This is a genomic window from Streptomyces pristinaespiralis, assembly GCF_001278075.1.
GTDB classification, from domain to species: Bacteria; Actinomycetota; Actinomycetes; order Streptomycetales; family Streptomycetaceae; genus Streptomyces; species Streptomyces pristinaespiralis.
The window spans coordinates 2,102,082-2,120,053 of sequence record NZ_CP011340.1; the positions used below are offsets into that span (position 1 = coordinate 2,102,082).

At 68.5% G+C, this 17,972-nt stretch carries 11 protein-coding genes; 4 read left to right on the forward strand and 7 right to left on the reverse strand.

Going from position 1 to position 17,972, the window contains the following annotated elements; genetic code table 11:
• Positions 1 to 84 precede the first annotated feature (84 nt).
• Positions 85 to 1,035 (forward strand): alpha/beta fold hydrolase, encoded by a 951-nt coding sequence (locus tag SPRI_RS08860; RefSeq protein WP_005310540.1) that lies wholly within the window; start codon positions 85 to 87, stop codon positions 1,033 to 1,035.
• A gap of 464 nt (positions 1,036 to 1,499) precedes the next feature.
• Here the strand turns inward: SPRI_RS08860 and SPRI_RS08865 are convergent, their stop codons facing one another.
• Genes SPRI_RS08865 through ngcE form a run of 3 tightly spaced genes read right to left on the reverse strand, consistent with a single transcriptional unit; the run spans position 1,500 to position 4,842 of the window.
• Positions 1,500 to 2,423, reverse strand: coding sequence for a carbohydrate ABC transporter permease (locus SPRI_RS08865; protein ID WP_005310544.1), 924 nt, complete (start codon positions 2,421 to 2,423; stop codon positions 1,500 to 1,502).
• An 11-nt stretch (positions 2,424 to 2,434) separates the two neighbouring features.
• Positions 2,435 to 3,358 carry a carbohydrate ABC transporter permease gene (locus tag SPRI_RS08870; protein WP_005310545.1) on the reverse strand — a complete coding sequence of 308 codons (924 nt, stop codon included), beginning with the start codon at positions 3,356 to 3,358 and terminating at the stop codon, positions 2,435 to 2,437.
• Positions 3,359 to 3,399: 41 nt separating this feature from the next.
• Positions 3,400 to 4,842 carry an N-acetylglucosamine/diacetylchitobiose ABC transporter substrate-binding protein gene (gene ngcE / locus SPRI_RS08875; RefSeq protein WP_037773505.1) on the reverse strand — a complete coding sequence of 481 codons (1,443 nt, stop codon included), beginning with the start codon at positions 4,840 to 4,842 and terminating at the stop codon, positions 3,400 to 3,402.
• 508 nt (positions 4,843 to 5,350) lie between these two features.
• Between ngcE and SPRI_RS08880 the strand changes: the two genes are divergently transcribed.
• The gene (locus SPRI_RS08880) at positions 5,351 to 9,190 is read left to right on the forward strand and encodes a GH92 family glycosyl hydrolase (RefSeq protein ID WP_005310549.1); all 3,840 of its coding nucleotides are present in this window, start codon (positions 5,351 to 5,353) and stop codon (positions 9,188 to 9,190) included.
• 218 nt (positions 9,191 to 9,408) lie between these two features.
• Positions 9,409 to 10,338 carry an FG-GAP repeat domain-containing protein gene (locus SPRI_RS08885; protein WP_005310551.1) on the forward strand — a complete coding sequence of 310 codons (930 nt, stop codon included), beginning with the start codon at positions 9,409 to 9,411 and terminating at the stop codon, positions 10,336 to 10,338.
• A 73-nt stretch (positions 10,339 to 10,411) separates the two neighbouring features.
• Here SPRI_RS08885 and SPRI_RS08890 read toward each other — a convergent pair whose 3' ends face one another.
• Both SPRI_RS08890 and acnA read right to left on the reverse strand, forming a co-directional pair.
• Positions 10,412 to 11,509: a lytic polysaccharide monooxygenase auxiliary activity family 9 protein gene (locus SPRI_RS08890; protein WP_005310552.1), complete on the reverse strand. Its 1,098-nt coding sequence runs from the start codon at positions 11,507 to 11,509 to the stop codon at positions 10,412 to 10,414.
• A gap of 186 nt (positions 11,510 to 11,695) precedes the next feature.
• The gene (acnA, locus tag SPRI_RS08895; protein ID WP_005310554.1) at positions 11,696 to 14,413 is read right to left on the reverse strand and encodes an aconitate hydratase AcnA; all 2,718 of its coding nucleotides are present in this window, start codon (positions 14,411 to 14,413) and stop codon (positions 11,696 to 11,698) included.
• A 323-nt stretch (positions 14,414 to 14,736) separates the two neighbouring features.
• On the opposite strand from acnA, the gene SPRI_RS08900 reads away from it, so the two are divergent.
• A complete protein-coding gene (locus tag SPRI_RS08900; RefSeq protein ID WP_037773506.1) occupies positions 14,737 to 15,963 on the forward strand; it encodes a DUF418 domain-containing protein in 1,227 nt (408 codons plus the stop codon).
• A gap of 23 nt (positions 15,964 to 15,986) precedes the next feature.
• Here the strand turns inward: SPRI_RS08900 and SPRI_RS08905 are convergent, their stop codons facing one another.
• Together SPRI_RS08905 and SPRI_RS08910 are read right to left on the reverse strand one after the other, a co-directional pair.
• Positions 15,987 to 16,619 carry a response regulator gene (locus SPRI_RS08905; protein WP_037773509.1) on the reverse strand — a complete coding sequence of 211 codons (633 nt, stop codon included), beginning with the start codon at positions 16,617 to 16,619 and terminating at the stop codon, positions 15,987 to 15,989.
• A complete protein-coding gene (locus tag SPRI_RS08910) occupies positions 16,619 to 17,911 on the reverse strand; it encodes a sensor histidine kinase (protein WP_005310561.1) in 1,293 nt (430 codons plus the stop codon). Before SPRI_RS08910 ends, SPRI_RS08905 begins: the two co-directional genes overlap by 1 nt.
• Positions 17,912 to 17,972: the final 61 nt, after the last annotated feature.

Genomic DNA, 17,972 nt, shown 5'->3' on the forward strand with positions numbered 1-17,972 from the left:
CTCGAGGGCACCTTTTCATGGTACCGCCGTATCACCAATATGGTACGGTCGTATCACAAAGAGCGGATCTCACGGAGGTACCCCATGCCCGAGAACACGCCCCGAACGCGCCGAGACATGGGCCGCTACGTCAACGACCGGCTACGCGACCGCTACTTCGCCGCCTGCGACGTGCTCTACGCGAAGGGCGCACCGATCCGCTCCGAGACCGACGTGGAGACGAGCTTCGGAACGACTCACGTCTACCGGTACGGCCCCGCGGACCCGGCGGCCGAGTCCCGCACGCCGGTGGTCCTGATCCACGGCTCGGGCGGCTGCTCCGCGATGTGGTACCCCAACACGGCCGCGCTCAGCGCCGACCGCCCCGTCTACGCCCTTGACACCCCCGGCGACCCGGGCCGCAGCATCCACCGCGAGCCGATGTGGCAACCCGAGCGGGCCGCCCAGTGGATGACCGAGGCCTTCGACGCCCTCGGCCTCGACAAGGTCCACCTCGTCGGCTCCTCCTACGGCGGCTGGCTCGTCATCAACCAGGCCCACCGCCAACCCGAACGGCTCGCCTCAGTCACCGCCCTCGACCCGGGCGGGCTGGAGAAGGTGGGGTTCCGCTTCTTCGTCTGGATCTTCGCCAGCCTCTTCGCCACCTTCGCTCCTGAGCGGCTGCGCCCGGCTCTGGCCAAGTGGCTGGAGCAGCCGGTGATATCCGATGCGGATCTGCGGGCCTGGATCCAGGCCGGTGTGAAGGCCTTCCGGATACGCCGTCCCGCTCCGCTGCCGCTGTCCGACGCCGAGCTGGGCTCCATCCGGACGCCGTTCTACCTGATCATGGGTAAGCGCAGCCTGCTGGTGCACCCCAAGCGTCAGCTCGAACGCGTTCCTCGGGTGATTCCCGGCGCGCGCGCCGAGATCGTCGCCGCGACCGGACACGGGCCGCAGATCGACCACCCCGACCTCGTCAACGCCCGGATGCTGAGTTTCATGGAGGACATCGACTCCCTCCCCCCGACGACGCCCCGGGACGTCACCGACGCGTGACCGCTGAGACATCCGGAACCACTCGCGGGGCGTCAAGGGTGGATAGCACGAGCCTGGACTTCTCGACAATCGCTCGCCCCCGACAGAGAGCAGATGGGCCCTCAGGCGCAGCTCATCATGCACCGCCAGGCCGGCCGTGAGGCCGAGTACGACTATTGATCTTCGGACATGGCATCCACCACCCACCCGCGGGTCCGGGGCACGGCCAGCGGCCGCGGTGAGACCCGTCCCGCTTCGGTGTGGGGCGTCGGCCTCAGCGGGACCGGTCGGGGCGCTCATCGCGGCGCGAAGCTGCCGCTCCGGGGGTGTGGGGGCGTCAGCCCCCATGAGCACCTTCCCCTCCAGGGAGGGGCGGGGTGGCGGCGCCGGGCTACGGAGGCGCACGTCAGGGAAACAGGGCGGGCCCACCCCATGGCGCTGATGCGCCGCGAGGCGGGCCCGGCCGTACGCGGGCTCGGGGCGCGTTACTTCAGCGCGCCCGCCGTCAGGCCCGACTGGACCTGGCGTTGGAAGATCGCGTAGACGACCAGCACCGGAAGCATCGCGATCATCATGCCTGCCATCAGCGCGCCCCAGTCGTTCTCGTAGCCCTGCTGGAGCGCGATCATCGCCAGGCCCTGGGTGAGGACGTACTTGTCCTCCTGCTGGTTGAGGACCATCGGCAGCAGGTACTGGTTCCACTGGCCGAGGAAGTTGAAGATGCCGATGCTGATCAGGCCGGGCTTGGCCATCGGGAGCATCACCTGGAAGAACGTCCGGCTGTGCGACGCGCCGTCGATCAGTGCCGCCTCCGCCACCGTCGCCGGGAGCGTGCGGAAGAACGCCGTCATGAAGAAGACGGTGAACGGCAGCGAGTAGGCGATGTAGACCAGGATCAGTCCGTGGTAGGTCGCCAGCAGCGAGCTGCCGGGGAAGTCCCGCATGACGAAGAACAGCGGGATCACCAGCATGAAGACCGGGAAGGACATGCCGGCCACGAACAGGTAGTAGATGAACCGGTTGCCGGGGAACTCGAAGCGGGCCAGCACGTACGCGGCCATGGACCCGAGGACCATCGTGCCGATCACAGAACCGCCCACGATGATGGCGGTGTTGACGAAGTACTGGCCCATGTTCGCGTCCTCCCACGCGTTGGACCAGTTCTCCCAGTGGAGGACCGTCGGCAGGCCCCAGGGGTCGGTGAGGATCCCGTTGCTGTCCTTGAAGGCGCTCCAGGCCACCCAGAGCAGCGGCACGCCCACCATCAGCCCCCACACGATGAGGATGCCGTGGGAGAAGACGTTGAGGACCCCGCCCTCCGAGGACTTCCGTTTCGCCGGCTCGGGGGTGCGGTCGGGCGTGGCAGGGCCGTCCTGCTTGGCCACCGCTTCGATCTCTTCGGTCGTCATCCGCCCTACCCCTAGTACTCGATCCGCTCACGCCGCGCGAAGCGCATGGTGAGCACTGCGAAGGTCATCGTGACAATGAGCATCGCGACGCCCATGGCGGAGGCGTAGCCGAACTGGCTGTCGCGGAAGGCCGTCAGATACAGCCGGAGCGGCATGACGTCCGTCGCGCCGTCCGGTCCGCCCATGTTGACCGACATGATCTGGACCAGGGCGAAGGCGTCCAGCGCGATGATGCCCATGTAGACCCAGCCGGTCTGGACGGTGTCCCACAGCAGCGGGAGCGTGATCCGGAAGAAGGTGTGGAAGCGGCTGGCGCCGTCCAGCAGAGCCGCCTCGTAGATGTCCCGGGGGATGGACGCCATCGCCGCGGAGAACAGGACCACGTAGAAGCCGACGTGTCCCCAGACCATGACGGCGCTGATGCACCAGAGCGCGAGGCTCTTCTCGCCGAGCCAGGAGTTCTGCAGGCCGTCGAGGCCGATGAATCCGAGGAAGGAGTTCAGCATTCCGTCGTCGGGGTCGGGGTTGTAGATGTTGAACCAGATGACCGCGATGATGGTGACGGAGATGACCTGCGGGAAGAAGAAGACGAATTTGTACATCTTCGATCCGCCGACACCGGCGATGACTTCGTTCTTCCGGCGCTTGCCGCCGACGTTGAGCATGAAGGCGAAGAAGAGGCCGAGGCCGAGAGTGACCACCGGGACGAGCGCCAGCATGTAGACGTTGTGGCGCAGCGCGTTCCAGAAGTCGCTGCTCTCCCAGAGCCGCTGGAAGTTCTCCAGGCCGACGAATTCGGCGGTTCCGACCAGGCCGGACCAGTTGGTCATGGAGATCTGGAAGGCCTGGACGAACGGTGAGATGACGAAGATCGCGTAAACGATCAGGGGCAGGGCCAGGAAGCCCACGATGAATCGGTATTTGCCGTGTTGCACTGTCTGCTTCCCGGCCCTTCCCTCGAATCCGAACTGATCGGTCAGGCGGAGCGCTTGAACTTGGTCACCGAGTCGTCCTTGGCGACCTTGTCGGCCTCGGCCTGGGTCTTCTTGATCCAGTCGGCGGCCTTCAGCTCACCGGTGAGCAGCTGGCCGGTGAGGCCGCCGATCTTCTCATCGGTCAACGCCGGGTACCACTCCTGCAGCTGGAGGCTGATCAGGTTGTCGCCGGCCTCGCCGAACACCTTGCTGGCCGAGGCCAGACCGGGCGAGAGGGCCATACCCTCGGTGGCGTCCATGACACAGGTCAGGGACTTGACCTTGGTGGCGAAGTTCTGCGCGTGCTTCTTGGAGAGCATGATGCGCAGCAGCTCCATGCCGCCGGCCGGGTTCTTGCCCTTGGAGGCGACGATGTACGGCTCGCTCGGCTCGCCGCGCAGGGTGCCGTGCGGCATCTTGTCGCCGGTGCCGTCGAAGAGCGCGCCGACCGCCATGCCGAAGTCCTTCGGCGTGGTGGGGGCGGACTCGTTCTCGACCCAGGAGCCGTTCGGGAGGAAGACGGCCTTGCCCTTGTTCCAGGCGGTCTGCGACTGGATGTGGGTCAGGCCCTGGCTGCCCTCGAGGAAGTACTTCTTGGCCGCGAGCTCCTCGTAGTGCTCGACGACCTCCTTGACCGCGTCGTTGGAGGTCCAGGCGTTGGGCTCCAGGTTGTCGATCGCGATCCACTTCTCCATGCCGCCGATCTTGGCGATCTGGGCGAAGAGGTTGAAGTGGACGTAGTACGGATACTTGCCCGGGTACGTCCAGGGGGCGATGCCGGCCTTCTTGATCTCGCCGCAGAGCTTGACCATCTCGTCGAGGGACTTGGGGTAGGCCCAGCCCTTGTCGTCGAGCAGCTTCTGGGAGTACCAGGTGCCGTAGATGGTGAAGGCGTAGTAGAGCACGTCGAACTTGTCGCCGTGCTTGCCCTTCTCGATGGTGCTCGGGTGGATGGTGTCCCTGACCTTCTTGGCCGGGTCGTCCATCGAGGCGGCGTCCAGCAGCACGGTCAGGTCCTGGAGCTGACCCTGGGTGGAGAGCTGGTTCATGTTGAGGTGGTCGGCGCCGGAGTTGTCGATGACGTCCGGCGGGTTGCCGCCCGCGAAGCGCGGGGTGAGCTTGGGGCCGACCTGCTGGGTGCCGGTGTGCTTGACCTCGGCGCCGTAGGTGGCCTTGTAGTCGGCCTCCGCGTCCTTGGCGTACTGGTCGCCGAGGCCGCCCTTGAAGATGAAGGCCTCGAGCGGGGCGCCCTGCTTGACACCGAGCGGGTTCTTCTCGCTCTTCTCGCCCCCAGGGGCCTTGGTCTCCTTGTCGGTGCCGCCACCGCCGGTGGCGCAGGCGGACAGGAAGCTCATCGTAGGAATCGTGAGCAGGCCGAGCGCGGCAGAACGCTTGATCAGGTTGCGACGGCCGACGCCCTCGTTGTGGGCGGAGGTGGATCCCATGCTCAAGTCCTCGCCTTCTCCAGGACTCAGGCGGTGTACCGGTCGCCCGTCCTTCTCGCCTCAGGCGAAGGGCCCCGCCACCGCGGTCAGTTGCTGTGTTTTCCCGAAGGGAAACCCAGTGAAGCTCCGGTCGTGCGGCTGACAGCGGGAACGGAGTAGCTGCGGCCGGCGGTCGCGTGCTCCGCACGTGTCCGCCGCCCCCGTCCCCCCTGGCCCGCTGCCTTACGAAACGGCTTTGCGGACGCCGACAGGTATAGTCCACTTCCCGCCGGGTGAGCAAGATCAAATGCAAGGTTGGACGCCCATCTTTCCCGAGTTGAGACCTCGCGGACACATGGACACCTAAAACGACCTTACGACCGCAGCATTCTTCGCGGAACGCCAGATTCCGTCCGGCACGCTCCGCCAACACCCTTGACACCGTAGGTCACTTACCTCCCTACTGGAGCCTGCGCCTCGCGCCTGACAACGTTGTCCAAACGCGACTTCCTCTGGAGGAAGACCCGGGATGCAGCCCAGAACAAGACCCCGGCCCAGAAAGATCAATCCCGTCACCCTCGTGGTGACCGCTTCCATGCTGGTGTTGACGGCGCCTTCCGCCGCCATCGCCCTTCCCTCGGAGCCCGGACAATCGACGTCGCCCGGCCGGGAATTCAGATCGTCCTTCGAATCGGACGAAGCCCAGCCGGACTGGCGTAATACCGTTGAAGTCGGCACCGACGGAAAGAAGCGGTCATCGGGTGTCGACGGCGGCTTCTCCAGCGGAATACCGGGCAATGTCACCGACAAGGTGATCGACCTGCGGGCCAGCGACGAGAACACCGGCGGCGGCGAGACCAAGGAGAATCTGGTCGACCTGCTCCCGAGCAGCAAGTGGCTGGGCTTCGAGCCGACCGCCTGGATCGAGTTCGACACCGACGAGCCGGTCAAGGTCTCCACCTACGCCCTGACGTCCGCCAACGACTTCGCCTCGCGCGACCCCAGGGACTGGACCCTGAAGGGGTCCGCCGACGGGGAGAACTGGACGGTCCTGGACAGCCGTTCCGGTGAGACCTTCGCCGAGCGCTTCCAGACCAGGACCTTCGACATCGGCGCCCCCTCCGAGGTGACGGCCTACGCCCACTACCGGCTGGAGATCACGAAGAACAACGGTGCGTCCGACGCCACCCAGCTGGCGGACGTGCAGTTCTCCAACGGTGACACCAGCACCCCCGTCCCCGACGACATGCGCAGCCAGGTCGACCGCGGCCCCAGCGGCTCCCCCACCGCCAAGGCCGGCGCGGGCTTCACCGGCAAGCGCGCCCTGAAGTACGCCGGCACCCACAAGCCTGACGGCAGGGCCTACTCGTACAACAAGGTCTTCGACGTCGATGTCGCCGTGCGCCGCGACACCGAGCTGTCGTACAAGGTCTTCCCCGCCATGGCGGAGACGGACCTGAACTACCCCGCCACGAACGTGTCGGTCGATCTCGCCTTCACCGACGGCACCTACCTGAGCGATCTGGGGGCCACGGACTCGCACGGCGGACTCCTCACCCCGGCGGGCCAGGGCGCCGCGAAGCGCCTCTACGTCAACCAGTGGAACGCCGTCGCCTCCGGCATCGGCACGGTCGCGGCCGGCAAGACCGTCGACCGGATCCTGGTGGCCTACGACTCCCCCAAGGGTCCCGCGAAGTTCCAGGGCTGGATCGACGACGTCACCCTCGCGCCCAAGGCGCCGGAGAAGCGGCTCGAGCACCTCTCGGACTACGCCTCCACCACCCGCGGCACCAACTCCAGCGGTTCGTTCTCCCGGGGCAACACCTTCCCCGCCACCGCGGTCCCGCACGGCTTCAACTTCTGGACGCCGGTCACCAACTCCGAGTCCAAGAGCTGGCTGTACGAGTACTCCCGCGGCAACAACGCGGACAACCTGCCCACCGTCCAGGCCTTCAGCACCAGCCACGAGCCCAGCCCCTGGATGGGTGACCGGCAGACGTTCCAGGTGATGCCGTCGGCGGCAGAGGGCACCCCGGACACCTCGCGCGAGGCCAGGGCCCTGCCCTTCCGGCACGAGAAGGAGACGGCCAGGCCGCACTACTACGGCGTCACCTTCGAGAACGGCCTCAAGGCCGAGATGACGCCGACCGACCACGCGGCGATGATGCGCTTCACCTACCCCGGTGACGACGCGAGCGTCATATTCGACAACGTCACCAAGGAGGGCGGCCTCACCCTCGACGCCGCGACCCGCTCCTTCACCGGTTACTCGGACGTCAAGAGCGGCCTGTCCACGGGCGCCACACGGCTGTTCGTGTACGGCGTCTTCGACGCGCCGGTGACCGACTCGGCCTCCGAGGGCGTCACCGGGCGGCTCCGCTTCGACGCCGGTGACGACCGCACCGTCAATCTGCGGATGGCGACCTCGCTGATCAGCGTGGACCAGGCGAAGAAGAACCTCGCCGACGAGATCCCGGCCGGGACCCGCTTCGAGAAGGTCCGGGGCAAGGCGCAGGACGCCTGGGACGACATCCTCGGCAAGGTCGAGGTCGAGGGCGCGACCCGCGACCAGCTGGTCACGCTCTACTCCAGCCTCTACCGGCTCTACCTCTACCCGAACTCGGGCTTCGAGAACACCGGTACCAAGAAGCGCCCGGAGTACCGGTACGCGAGCCCGTTCTCGCCGATGACCGGCCCCGACACCCCGACCCGTACCGGCGCGAAGATCGTCGACGGGAAGGTGTACGTCAACAACGGCTTCTGGGACACCTACCGCACGACCTGGCCGGCCTACTCCTTCCTCACCCCGAAGAAGGCCGGCGAGCTGGTCGACGGCTTCGTCCAGCAGTACAAGGACGGCGGCTGGATCTCCCGCTGGTCCTCCCCCGGTTACGCGGACCTGATGACCGGCACCAGCTCCGACGTGGCGTTCGCCGACGCGTACGTCAAGGGTGTCGACTTCGACGCGGAAGCCGCCTACGAGGCGGCGCTGAAGAACGCGACCGTCGTCCCGCCGGCCTCCGGCGTGGGCCGCAAGGGCATGGAGACCTCGCCGTTCCTCGGCTACGCCTCCACCTCCACCCACGAGGGCCTGTCCTGGTCGCTGGAGGGCTACCTCAACGACTACGGCATCGCCGAGATGGGCGAGGCCCTCTACAAGAAGACGAAGAAGGCCCGCTACAAGGAGGAGTCGGAGTACTTCCGCAACCGGGCCCAGGGCTACGTCTCCCTCTTCGACTCCGAGGCCGGCTTCTTCCAGGGCCGGAACCTCAAGGGCGACTGGCGGGTGGAGAGCTCCAAGTACGACCCGCGGATCTGGGGTTACGACTACACCGAGACCAACGGCTGGGGCTACGCCTTCACCGCTCCGCAGGACTCCCGCGGACTGGCGAACCTGTACGGCGGCCGCTCGGGCCTCGGCGAGAAGCTCGACACCTACTTCGCCACGCCGGAGACGGCGTCGCCCGAGTTCGTCGGGTCGTACGGCTCCGTCATCCATGAGATGACCGAGGCGCGCGACGTGCGGATGGGCATGTACGGCCACTCCAACCAGGTCGCCCACCACGCCACGTACATGTACAACGCGGCCTCCCAGCCGTGGAAGACCCAGGAGAAGGTCCGTGAGGTCCTCTCCCGCCTCTACACCGGCAGCGAGATCGGGCAGGGTTACCACGGCGACGAGGACAACGGCGAGCAGTCGGCCTGGTACCTCTTCTCCGCGCTCGGCTTCTACCCGCTGGTGATGGGCTCCGGCGAGTACGCCATCGGCTCGCCCCTGTTCACCAAGGCGACCGTGCACCTGGAGAACGGGCGTGAACTGGTCGTGAAGGCCCCGAAGAACAGCGCGAAGAACATCTACGTGCAGGGCCTGAAGGTCAACGGCAAGAAGTGGAACTCCACGGCCCTGCCGCACGAGGCGATCGCCGAGGGCGGCGAGATCGAGTTCGCGATGGGCCCGAAGCCGTCCGCGTGGGGCACCGGGAAGGACGCGGCGCCCGTCTCCATCACCCAGGACGACGAGACGCCCACGCCGCGGCACGACGTGATCCCGGCCGGCGGCCCGCTGTTCGACAACACCTCGGCGACCACGTCCGCGTTCACCTCGGTGGACCTTCCGGTGACGGCCGGGACCCGCGCGGTGCAGTACACGCTCACCTCCGCGGCGAAGGACAAGGCGCCGACGGGCTGGGTGCTGCAGGGTTCGGCCGACGGACAGTCGTGGACGGATCTCGACAAGCGGTCGGGGCAGTCGTTCGACTGGGACCGGCAGACGCGCGTCTTCGGCGTGGCCGATCCTGGTTCGTACCGGCACTACCGGCTGGTCGCCACGGGTGAGGTGACGCTCGCGGAAGTGGAGCTGCTGAGCTGAACCCGCACCACCTCGACGGGCCGCACTCCCCCAGGGAGTGCGGCCCGTTCGCGTCGAGGAGCCGGCGACGGCGGGCGGGCGGCCGCGGGAGCGCTATCCGGCTGTAGCAATTCCGGTACACGAAAACGAATTAGACCCGTGAAGGTTGTGTGGAAAGATCGGGACGAAAGCCTGGCCTGCCCCGATCGAGCGGCGGGCCACTTCTTCGACACACCCTTATGGAGACCTACGTGGCCGAACTCTCTGGCCTCAAGCGCGGCCGGACACGTGCCCGCCTCGCTGCCGCGGCGACCGCTGCCGCGCTGCTCATCACCGGAATCGGCGCCGGCTCCGCGTCCGCCGCCGACCCCGCCCCGTCCGCGACCTCCGTGGGCGGAGCCGGCGCGGCCGGCACCTTCGGGACGCAGGCCGCCCCGACGCCGATCAACGCTCTCTACGGCGTCAACAGCGCCGGCACCCTGTACGGCTACCCGCCGAACGGGAACGGCGGTCTGGACAGCCGCATATGGAGCGGTGAGAACTGGGGTCCCGTCAAGCACGCGACCCAGGTCGACCACGACGCCGACGGTCTGTCCGACGGCATCTGGGCGATCGACAGCGCCGGCGGCTTCTCCCACCTCGCGTGGGACGGCACGCCGGTCTCCGCCGGCACCGGCTGGCAGATCTACAACAAGATGGTCTCCCCCGGCGACCTGGGCGGCGCCACCGCCGACGACCTGATCACCCGTGACTCCGCGGGTGTGCTGTGGATCTACCTGGGCTACGGCAACGGCAAGGTCACCGGCCGCACCAAGGTCGGCGGCGGCTGGCAGGCCTACAACCAGATCACCGGCAAGGGCGACCTGACCGGTGACGGCCGGGCCGACATCGTCGCCCGCGACGGCAGCGGCACCCTGTGGCTGTACAAGGGCACCGGAAGCCGCACGGCTCCCTTCTCCGCCCGCACCAAGATCGGCACGGGGTGGAACATCTTCAACAACCTCACCTCGGTCGGTGACATCGACCTGGACGACAAGACGGACCTGATCGCCCGTCACACCGACGGTTCCCTGTGGCTGTACAAGGGCACCGGCTCGGCCACGTCCCCCTTCAAGGCCAAGGTCAGGATCGGCAGCAGCGGCTGGAACACCTACCGCCTGATGTTCTGATCCGGCAGCCGTCCGCACGGACGGCGGTCAGTACGGAGCCGCACTCCCCCGGGGAGTGCGGCTCCGTCGCGTATCACCCCAGCCGGCAGGTCAGGGCGGTGGCGGGATCGGCCGCCGGTCCCGAGGCCACGTAACCGAAGGTCGTGGACTCACCGGGATCGAGACTGCCGTTGTGCCCGGCGTTGTGGACCATGACCGCCTGTCCCTGTGCGGTCATCGCGCCGTTCCAGAGACTGTCGATCCGGTGCCCGGCGGGCAGGTTCCAGTCGACCATCCAGCCCAGCATCGGCACGGTGCCCGTGTTCTTGACGGTCACCTCCGACTGGTAGCCGCCGCCCCAACTCCCGGTGGTCTTCCGGGTCGCGGAGCAGTCACCGGGCTGCGGCGGGTCGGTCGGGTCCGGCGGGTCGGTCGGGTCGGGGCCGCTGCCGTCGCCCGGGTCCTTGACGCCGGTCACTTCGCCGTTGCCGCCGTCGAAGACGACGTCCGAGCAGGAGTAGAAGGTCTCCTGGCTGTCGGAGCGCTGCCACACCATGTAGATGATGTGCCGGCCCGACTTGTTCGCGGGCAGGGCGCCGCGCCAGGAGTAGTTCGCCTCCACGGTGCCCGGGCTGCCGTTCAGCGGCGGGTGGTCGACGGTCAGGAACGGCTGGTCCTCCACGTCGTCCCAGGTGAGCGTGGACCTCGGGTCGAAGCCGTCCTTGGTGATGTACACCTTGAACCAACCCGGGTGGGCGGCCCAGGCGTTGTACGAGAAGTCGATGGTGGCGCCCGAGGTCAGATGGGTGAGCGGCCAGTCGTCACGGGCGGCGTTGAAACCCGTGAAGTTGGTGTTGCCGCCGCTGCACAGCTGCCCGTCCGGCACGAAGCCGCGGGTGCGGCCGGCGCCGTCGGAGCGCAGCACGGAGAACCAGTTGTAGAAGGGCGTGGTGCCGCTCTGCTGGGCCGCCGCGCCGCAGGCGGGGTTGACCGGCTTGATCTCCCCGGTGTCGGTCAGTCCGTCCTGCCAGCACAGGAAGGTGCGGCTGGCCGGTTTCATGGGAGTGCCGTGTGCCTCGGCGTCGCCGCCCGCGGTGACGACGAGTCCGAGGGCGGGGATGGCGGTGAGCAGTGCGAGCAGGGTGAGCAGAAGTGCCCGGGGGCGGCTCTGCGCCAGTAATCGGCGGGTCATCCGGACGTCCCTTCCATGGGGGTGGGTGAGGAGGCGGACGAAGCTCATGGGAGCGCTCCCATGACTTCACCAAGTGAAGCTAGCGCGGCGGGCGTTCGCTGTAAACGCTTCACGCAACGCCAAGGGCCCGCCCTCCGCCGGTGCGGAGGGCGGGCCCTTGGGCCGAGCGACTAACCGAGGTCGTGCCTAGCCACGGATGAGGTTCCGCAGCACGTACTGCATGATGCCGCCGTTGCGGTAGTAGTCCGCCTCACCCGGGGTGTCGATGCGGACGACCGCGTCGAACTCCACGCCCGAGTCGGTGGTCACCTTGACCGTGCGCGGCGTGGTGCCGTCGTTCAGCGCGGTGACGCCGGAGATGGAGAACGTCTCCTCACCGGTGAGGCCGAGGGACGCGGCCGACGCGCCCTCAGGGAACTGCAGCGGCAGGACGCCCATGCCGATGAGGTTCGAGCGGTGGATGCGCTCGTACGACTCGGCGACGACGGCCTTGACGCCGAGCAGCGCGGTGCCCTTGGCGGCCCAGTCGCGGGACGAACCGGAGCCGTACTCCTTGCCCGCCAGGATCACCAGGGGGATGCCGGCGGCCTGGTAGTTCTGCGACGCGTCGTAGATGAACGACACGGGGCCGTCCGCCTGCGTGAAGTCGCGGGTGTAGCCTCCCTCGGTGCCCGGCGCGATCTGGTTGCGCAGCCGGATGTTGGCGAAGGTGCCGCGGATCATGACCTCGTGGTTGCCGCGGCGCGAGCCGTAGCTGTTGAAGTCACGGCGCTCGACGCCGTGCTCCGTGAGGTACTTGCCGGCCGGGGTGTCGGCCTTGATCGCACCGGCCGGGGAGATGTGGTCGGTGGTGACCGAGTCGCCCAGCTTCGCCAGCACACGGGCGCCGGAGATGTCGGAGACCGGGGTGGTCTCCATCGTCATGCCCTCGAAGTAAGGGGGCTTGCGCACGTAGGTCGACTGCGGGTCCCACTCGAAGGTGTTGCCGGTCGGGATCGACAGCGCCTGCCACTGGGCGTCGCCCGCGAAGACGTCGGCGTAGGACTTGTTGAACATGTCCTCGCCGATCGCGTTGGCGACGACGTCGTTGACCTCGGCCTCGGTCGGCCAGATGTCCTTGAGGTAGACCGGCTTGCCGTCCTGGTCGATTCCCAGGGCGTCCTTGGTGATGTCCACCTTCATGGAGCCGGCGAGGGCGTATGCGACGACCAGCGGCGGGGACGCCAGGTAGTTCATCTTGACGTCGGGGTTGATCCGGCCCTCGAAGTTGCGGTTGCCGGAGAGCACCGAGGTGACGGCCAGGTCGTGGTCGTTGACCGCCTTGGAGACCTCGTCCGGCAGCGGGCCGGAGTTGCCGATGCAGGTGGTGCAGCCGTAACCGACCAGGTTGAAGCCGACCTTGTCGAGGTACGGGGTCAGGCCCGCCTTGTCGAAGTAGTCGGTGACGACCTTGGAGCCCGGGGCGAGGGTGGTCTTGACCCACGGCTTGCGGGTCAGGCCCTTCTCGACCGCCTTCTTGGCCACCAGCGCGGCGGCGACCATGACGTACGGGTTCGAGGTGTTGGTGCAGGAGGTGATCGCGGCGACGGTGACGGCGCCGTGGTCGATCTCGTAGGTCGAACCGTCGGGGGCGGTGACGGTGACCGGCTTCGACGGTCCGCCGTCGGGCGTGTTCGCCGGGGCGTCGGAGGCCGGGAAGGACTCCTTGCTCGCCTCCATGTCGTCCGTCACGTAGTTGCGGACGTCCTGGGCGAACTGCTGCGCGGCGTTCGCGAGGACGATACGGTCCTGCGGGCGCTTCGGGCCGGCGATGGAGGGGACGACCGTGGACAGGTCGAGCTCCAGCTTCTCGGAGAAGTCCGGCTCTGCGGCGGGGTCGAGCCAGAGGCCCTGCTCCTTGGCGTACGCCTCGACCAGCGCGACCTGCTGCTCGCTGCGGCCGGTCAGCTTCAGGTAGTTCAGGGTCTCGTCGTCGATCGGGAAGATCGCGGCGGTGGAGCCGAACTCCGGCGACATGTTGCCGATGGTGGCGCGGTTGGCGAGGCTCGTCGCCGCCACACCCTCGCCGTAGAACTCGACGAACTTGCCGACGACGCCGTGCTTCCGCAGCATCTCGGTGATCGTGAGCACCAGGTCGGTGGCAGTGGTGCCGGGCTTGAGCTCACCGGTCAGCTTGAAGCCGACGACGCGCGGGATGAGCATGGAGACCGGCTGGCCGAGCATCGCGGCCTCGGCCTCGATGCCGCCGACGCCCCAGCCGAGCACACCGAGACCGTTGACCATGGTGGTGTGCGAGTCGGTGCCGACGAGGGTGTCCGGGTACGCCTGGCCGTTCCGGATCATGACCGTACGGGCCAGGTGCTCGATGTTCACCTGGTGGACGATGCCGGTGCCGGGCGGGACGACCTTGAACTCGTCGAACGCGGTCTGGCCCCAGCGCAGGAACTGGTAACGCTCCTTGTTGCGGCCGTACTCCAGCTCCACGTTCTGGCCGAAGGCGTCCGCCGTGCCGAACTTGTCGGCGATGACCGAGTGGTCGATGACCAGCTCGGCCGGGGCCAGCGGGTTGATCTTCGCCGGGTCGCCGCCGAGCTCCTTGACGGCCTCACGCATGGTGGCGAGGTCGACGACACAGGGAACACCGGTGAAGTCCTGCATGATCACGCGGGCCGGCGTGAACTGGATCTCCTGGCTGGGCTGCGCCTGGGAGTCCCAGCCGCCGAGCGCCCGGATGTGGTCGGCGGTGATGTTCGCGCCGTCCTCGGTGCGGAGCAGGTTCTCCAGCAGGACCTTGAGGCTGTAGGGAAGGCGCGCGGCGCCCTCTACCTTGTCCAGCCTGAAGATCTCGTACGACTCGTCGCCCACCTGCAGCGTGCTGCGGGCGTCGAAGCTGTTCGCCGACACGACAGTCTCCTTCATCAATATGCGCGTACTACCTCAATGCTGCCGCCACGGCTCCTCGCCGATCCGCTAAGGTAAGGCTTAGTTAGGTAACCCTTACCGACTGGCGGCTTGCGGTACGCCTTCGGCAGATATCTCGATGTCGAGATAACTCTAGTACATGACCGCTGCGTGGTCATGCCGGGACACCGTCGACCACTTCCTTCCGCCTCCAGCGGGCTACTCGGCGGACGCGGCCGTCCGGCGTTCCGTGAGCCGCCCGGCGGGTGGTCGGAGCGGGCGCCTGCCGGATGGTGGAACCGGGCGATTCCCTCGACCGTGGACATATGAGGCGCGACGCATCGCCGGACCTCGCCCCCGAAACACCTGCGCCGGCCGGGCCGCCTTACACGTCGCCCACGGGACGGCTGGTCGGCCTGGATCTCGCCCGGGGGCTGGCGATTCTGGGCATGTACTCCGCACACGTCGGTCCTGATCCGTCGGTGGGCGGCGCCCTGGGCTGGGCGATGGAAGCAGCCCGCGGACGTTCAGCGACCCTATTCGCGGTGCTGGCCGGCTTCACGCTGGTCATCCTCACCGGCCGGCCGCGGCCCAGGACCGGGCGGGCAGGGCGGCAAGCGGTGGGCAAAGTCCTCATCCGGTCCTTCTCCCTGATCGCGCTGGGCTACGTCCTCACCTCCCTCGACACCCATGTCCTTGTGATCCTTTCCTACTACGGTGTCCTCTTCCTGCTCGCGCTTCCGCTGTACCGGCTGAGGGCTGCCGCCCTGGTCGCCATCGCGGCGACATCAGCACTCGTCATGCCGCACGTCCTCTACCTCCTACGGGCGGCGGTCGACGACGGAAGCTGGTCGGACACCCTCATCGCCCACGACCCGCTGGCCCGCGCCACCGATTCGGACGGGATCGTCGAGCTGTTCGTGACGGGCGCCTACCCGGTCCTGACCTACCTGCCTTACATCGTCACGGGGATGGCGGTGGCGAGACTGGACCTTCGGCGGCCGGGCGTCGTGGGCAGGGTGGGACTGCTCGGCGGCGTACTGGCCGTCAGCGGGTACGGCGGATCATGGCTGGCCCTGCGTCTTGTTCCGGGGGCACTGGAGGGGGTGCGGGAGGCCTCGGCCACCGGGACCGCCGCATCGGCCTGGTGGTCCGACGCAGTCGGCGCGAACCCCGTCCCCGGCATGCCGGCATGGCTGCTGGTGGCCGCCCCGCACAGCCAGACGACGCTGTCCGTCGTGGCCAACACCGGCGTGGCCCTGGCGGTGGTGGCCGCCTGTCTCATCGGAACCGGCCGGTCGGCGCGTCTGCGGTGGGTCGCCACGCCCGTCAGTGCGGTCGGATCGATCGCGCTGACCGTGTATGCCGGCCACATCGTCGCCATCGACGCGCTGGGCACCGGCGACCTGCCGGACTCCGCCGCGTTGCCGGTCCTCCTCTCATTCGCCGCCGCAGCCATGCTCTTCGCCGTCGTGTGGACACGCTGTTTCCGGCGAGGGCCCCTGGAATACCTGCTGCATGTGCTGACGATGCCCGCGCGCCTGATCCCATGAGACGAGGTCGGGCACCGAAGGTGTCACGCGCGCAGGTACGTGAGGACCGCGAGCACCCGGCGGTGCGTCTCGTCCGCCGGCGGCAGGTCCAGCTTGGCCAGGATGGAGCCGATGTGCTTGCCGACCGCCGCCTCGGAGACGACCAGTTGGCGTGCGATCGCGTTGTTGGACTTCCCTTCGGCGACCAGGCCCAGCACCTCCCGTTCGCGCGGTGTCAGACGCTCCAGCGGGTCGCGGCGGCGGCGGATGAGCTGACGTACGACCTCCGGGTCGACGACCGTGCCGCCGGAGGCGACCTCCGTCAGGGCGGCGTGGAACTCCTCGACCTGGCCCACCCGGTCCTTCAGGAGGTAGCCGACACCGGAGCCGTCCCCCGAGTCGAGCAGCTCGGAGGCGTAGGTGCGCTGGACGTACTGGCTGAGCACGAGCACGGGCAGGGACGGACGCTCGGTACGCAGCCGCACGGCCGCCCGCATCCCCTCGTCCTGGAAGCCGGGCGGCATCCGGACGTCGGTGACGACGACGTCCGGTGCGTGTTCCCCGACCGCGGTCAGCAGGGCCTCGGCGTCGCCGACCGCGGCGACGACCTCGTGTCCGAAGCGGGCCAGCAGTGCGATGAGCCCTTCCCGCAGCAGCACGCTGTCCTCGGCCAGCACTACGCGAAGTGCTCGGTCCTCCACTCGCAAGGGATCTCCACACGCAGCAGGGTCGGTCCACCGGGCGGGCTGGACAGGGAGATTGTGCCATCGAGCACCGACACCCGGTCCGCGAGTCCGGTCAGCCCGCTGCCCCGCTCCGCGTCGGCTCCTCCCCTGCCGTCGTCGCGGACCTCGAGCGCGAGCAGGCCGCTCTCGTGGCGGCCCGTCACCTCGGCACGGCCCGCCCCGCTGTGCTTGCCGATGTTCGCGAGGGCCTCGCAGACCACGAAGTACGCGGCGGCCTCGACCGCCTCCGGCAGCCGGCCCGGCAGATCGACCGAGACGTCCACCGGGACGGCGGACCGGTCGGCGGCGTCGGCGACGGCGGCACCGAGGCCGTGGTCGGCGAGGACCTGGGGGTGGATGCCCTGGATGAGGTCGCGCAGTTCGGCCAGCGCCTTGCCCGCCTCGTCGTGCGCCTTGGCGAGCTGGTCGGCGAGCGGACCCGGCGGGGCGTCGAGGCGTGCGAGTCCGAGGGTCATGGAGAGGGCCACCAGCCGCTGCTGGGCGCCGTCGTGAAGGTCGCGTTCGATCCGGCGCCGCTCCGCCTCGAAGGCGTCCACCAACCGGACCCTGGAACGTACGAGTTCCGCGACCTGCTCCTGCCGCTCGCCGTCCGCCGGCGCGAGGAGGGCCCGGGTCAGCTCGGCGCGCCCGGCGGCGACAGCGCCGAGGACGTAACCGCTCACGGCGAGCGTGAGCAGCCCGACCAGCGCGGCGGCGGACGCCTGCGGCCACGAGGTCGCGAGCCACAGCTTGAGCACCCGCACCTCTTCGCCCCCGCCCACCGTGGCCATCACCAGCGGTGTGCCCAGCAGACCGAGGGGCACGCCGAGCACGACCGCGGCCACCAGCAGGTCCAGCGGCCAGAGCACGGTCGCGAGGACCAGCGTGAAGCCCAGTTCGCGCCAGGTCGCAGGCTCCCGGAAGCGGGTGCGCGCCCATACCGCCGGCCCGGGCCCGTCCGGGGCCCGGTGCGGGCTGCGGGCCGGCCTGCCGTCGACGAGCCGTAGCCTGCGCCGCTCGACCGCCGCCACCGGCAGCCCCAGGAGCGCCAGCAGGGCGAGCAGCGGCAGCCCGACGAGCACGACCGCGAGCACACCGCCGAGGGCGACGCCCACGAGGAGCACCATGAGCACGGCGAGGCCGACGGGCGCGCTGCTGAGCAGATATCCGGCCGCCCGCCAGGGCCATGCCGTGAGCAGGAAGCGGGGGTGCGCGAGAGCCTGCCGCACGGTGAGGAGACGCATGCGGATCACCGTAGAAGCCCGGGCCGTGCCGCAGCCATCCGTCCAGGCGGACAACGAGGGT

Coding starts and splice junctions, on each gene's coding strand:
- SPRI_RS08860 (WP_005310540.1), top strand. CDS start 85: ATGCCCGAGAACACGCCCCGAACGCGCCGAGACATGGGCCGCTACGTC.
- SPRI_RS08865 (WP_005310544.1), bottom strand. CDS start 2,423: ATGACGACCGAAGAGATCGAAGCGGTGGCCAAGCAGGACGGCCCTGCC.
- ngcE (WP_037773505.1), bottom strand. CDS start 4,842: ATGGGATCCACCTCCGCCCACAACGAGGGCGTCGGCCGTCGCAACCTG.
- SPRI_RS08880 (WP_005310549.1), top strand. CDS start 5,351: ATGCAGCCCAGAACAAGACCCCGGCCCAGAAAGATCAATCCCGTCACC.
- SPRI_RS08885 (WP_005310551.1), top strand. CDS start 9,409: ATGGAGACCTACGTGGCCGAACTCTCTGGCCTCAAGCGCGGCCGGACA.
- SPRI_RS08890 (WP_005310552.1), bottom strand. CDS start 11,509: ATGACCCGCCGATTACTGGCGCAGAGCCGCCCCCGGGCACTTCTGCTC.
- SPRI_RS08900 (WP_037773506.1), top strand. CDS start 14,737: ATGAGGCGCGACGCATCGCCGGACCTCGCCCCCGAAACACCTGCGCCG.
- SPRI_RS08910 (WP_005310561.1), bottom strand. CDS start 17,911: ATGCGTCTCCTCACCGTGCGGCAGGCTCTCGCGCACCCCCGCTTCCTG.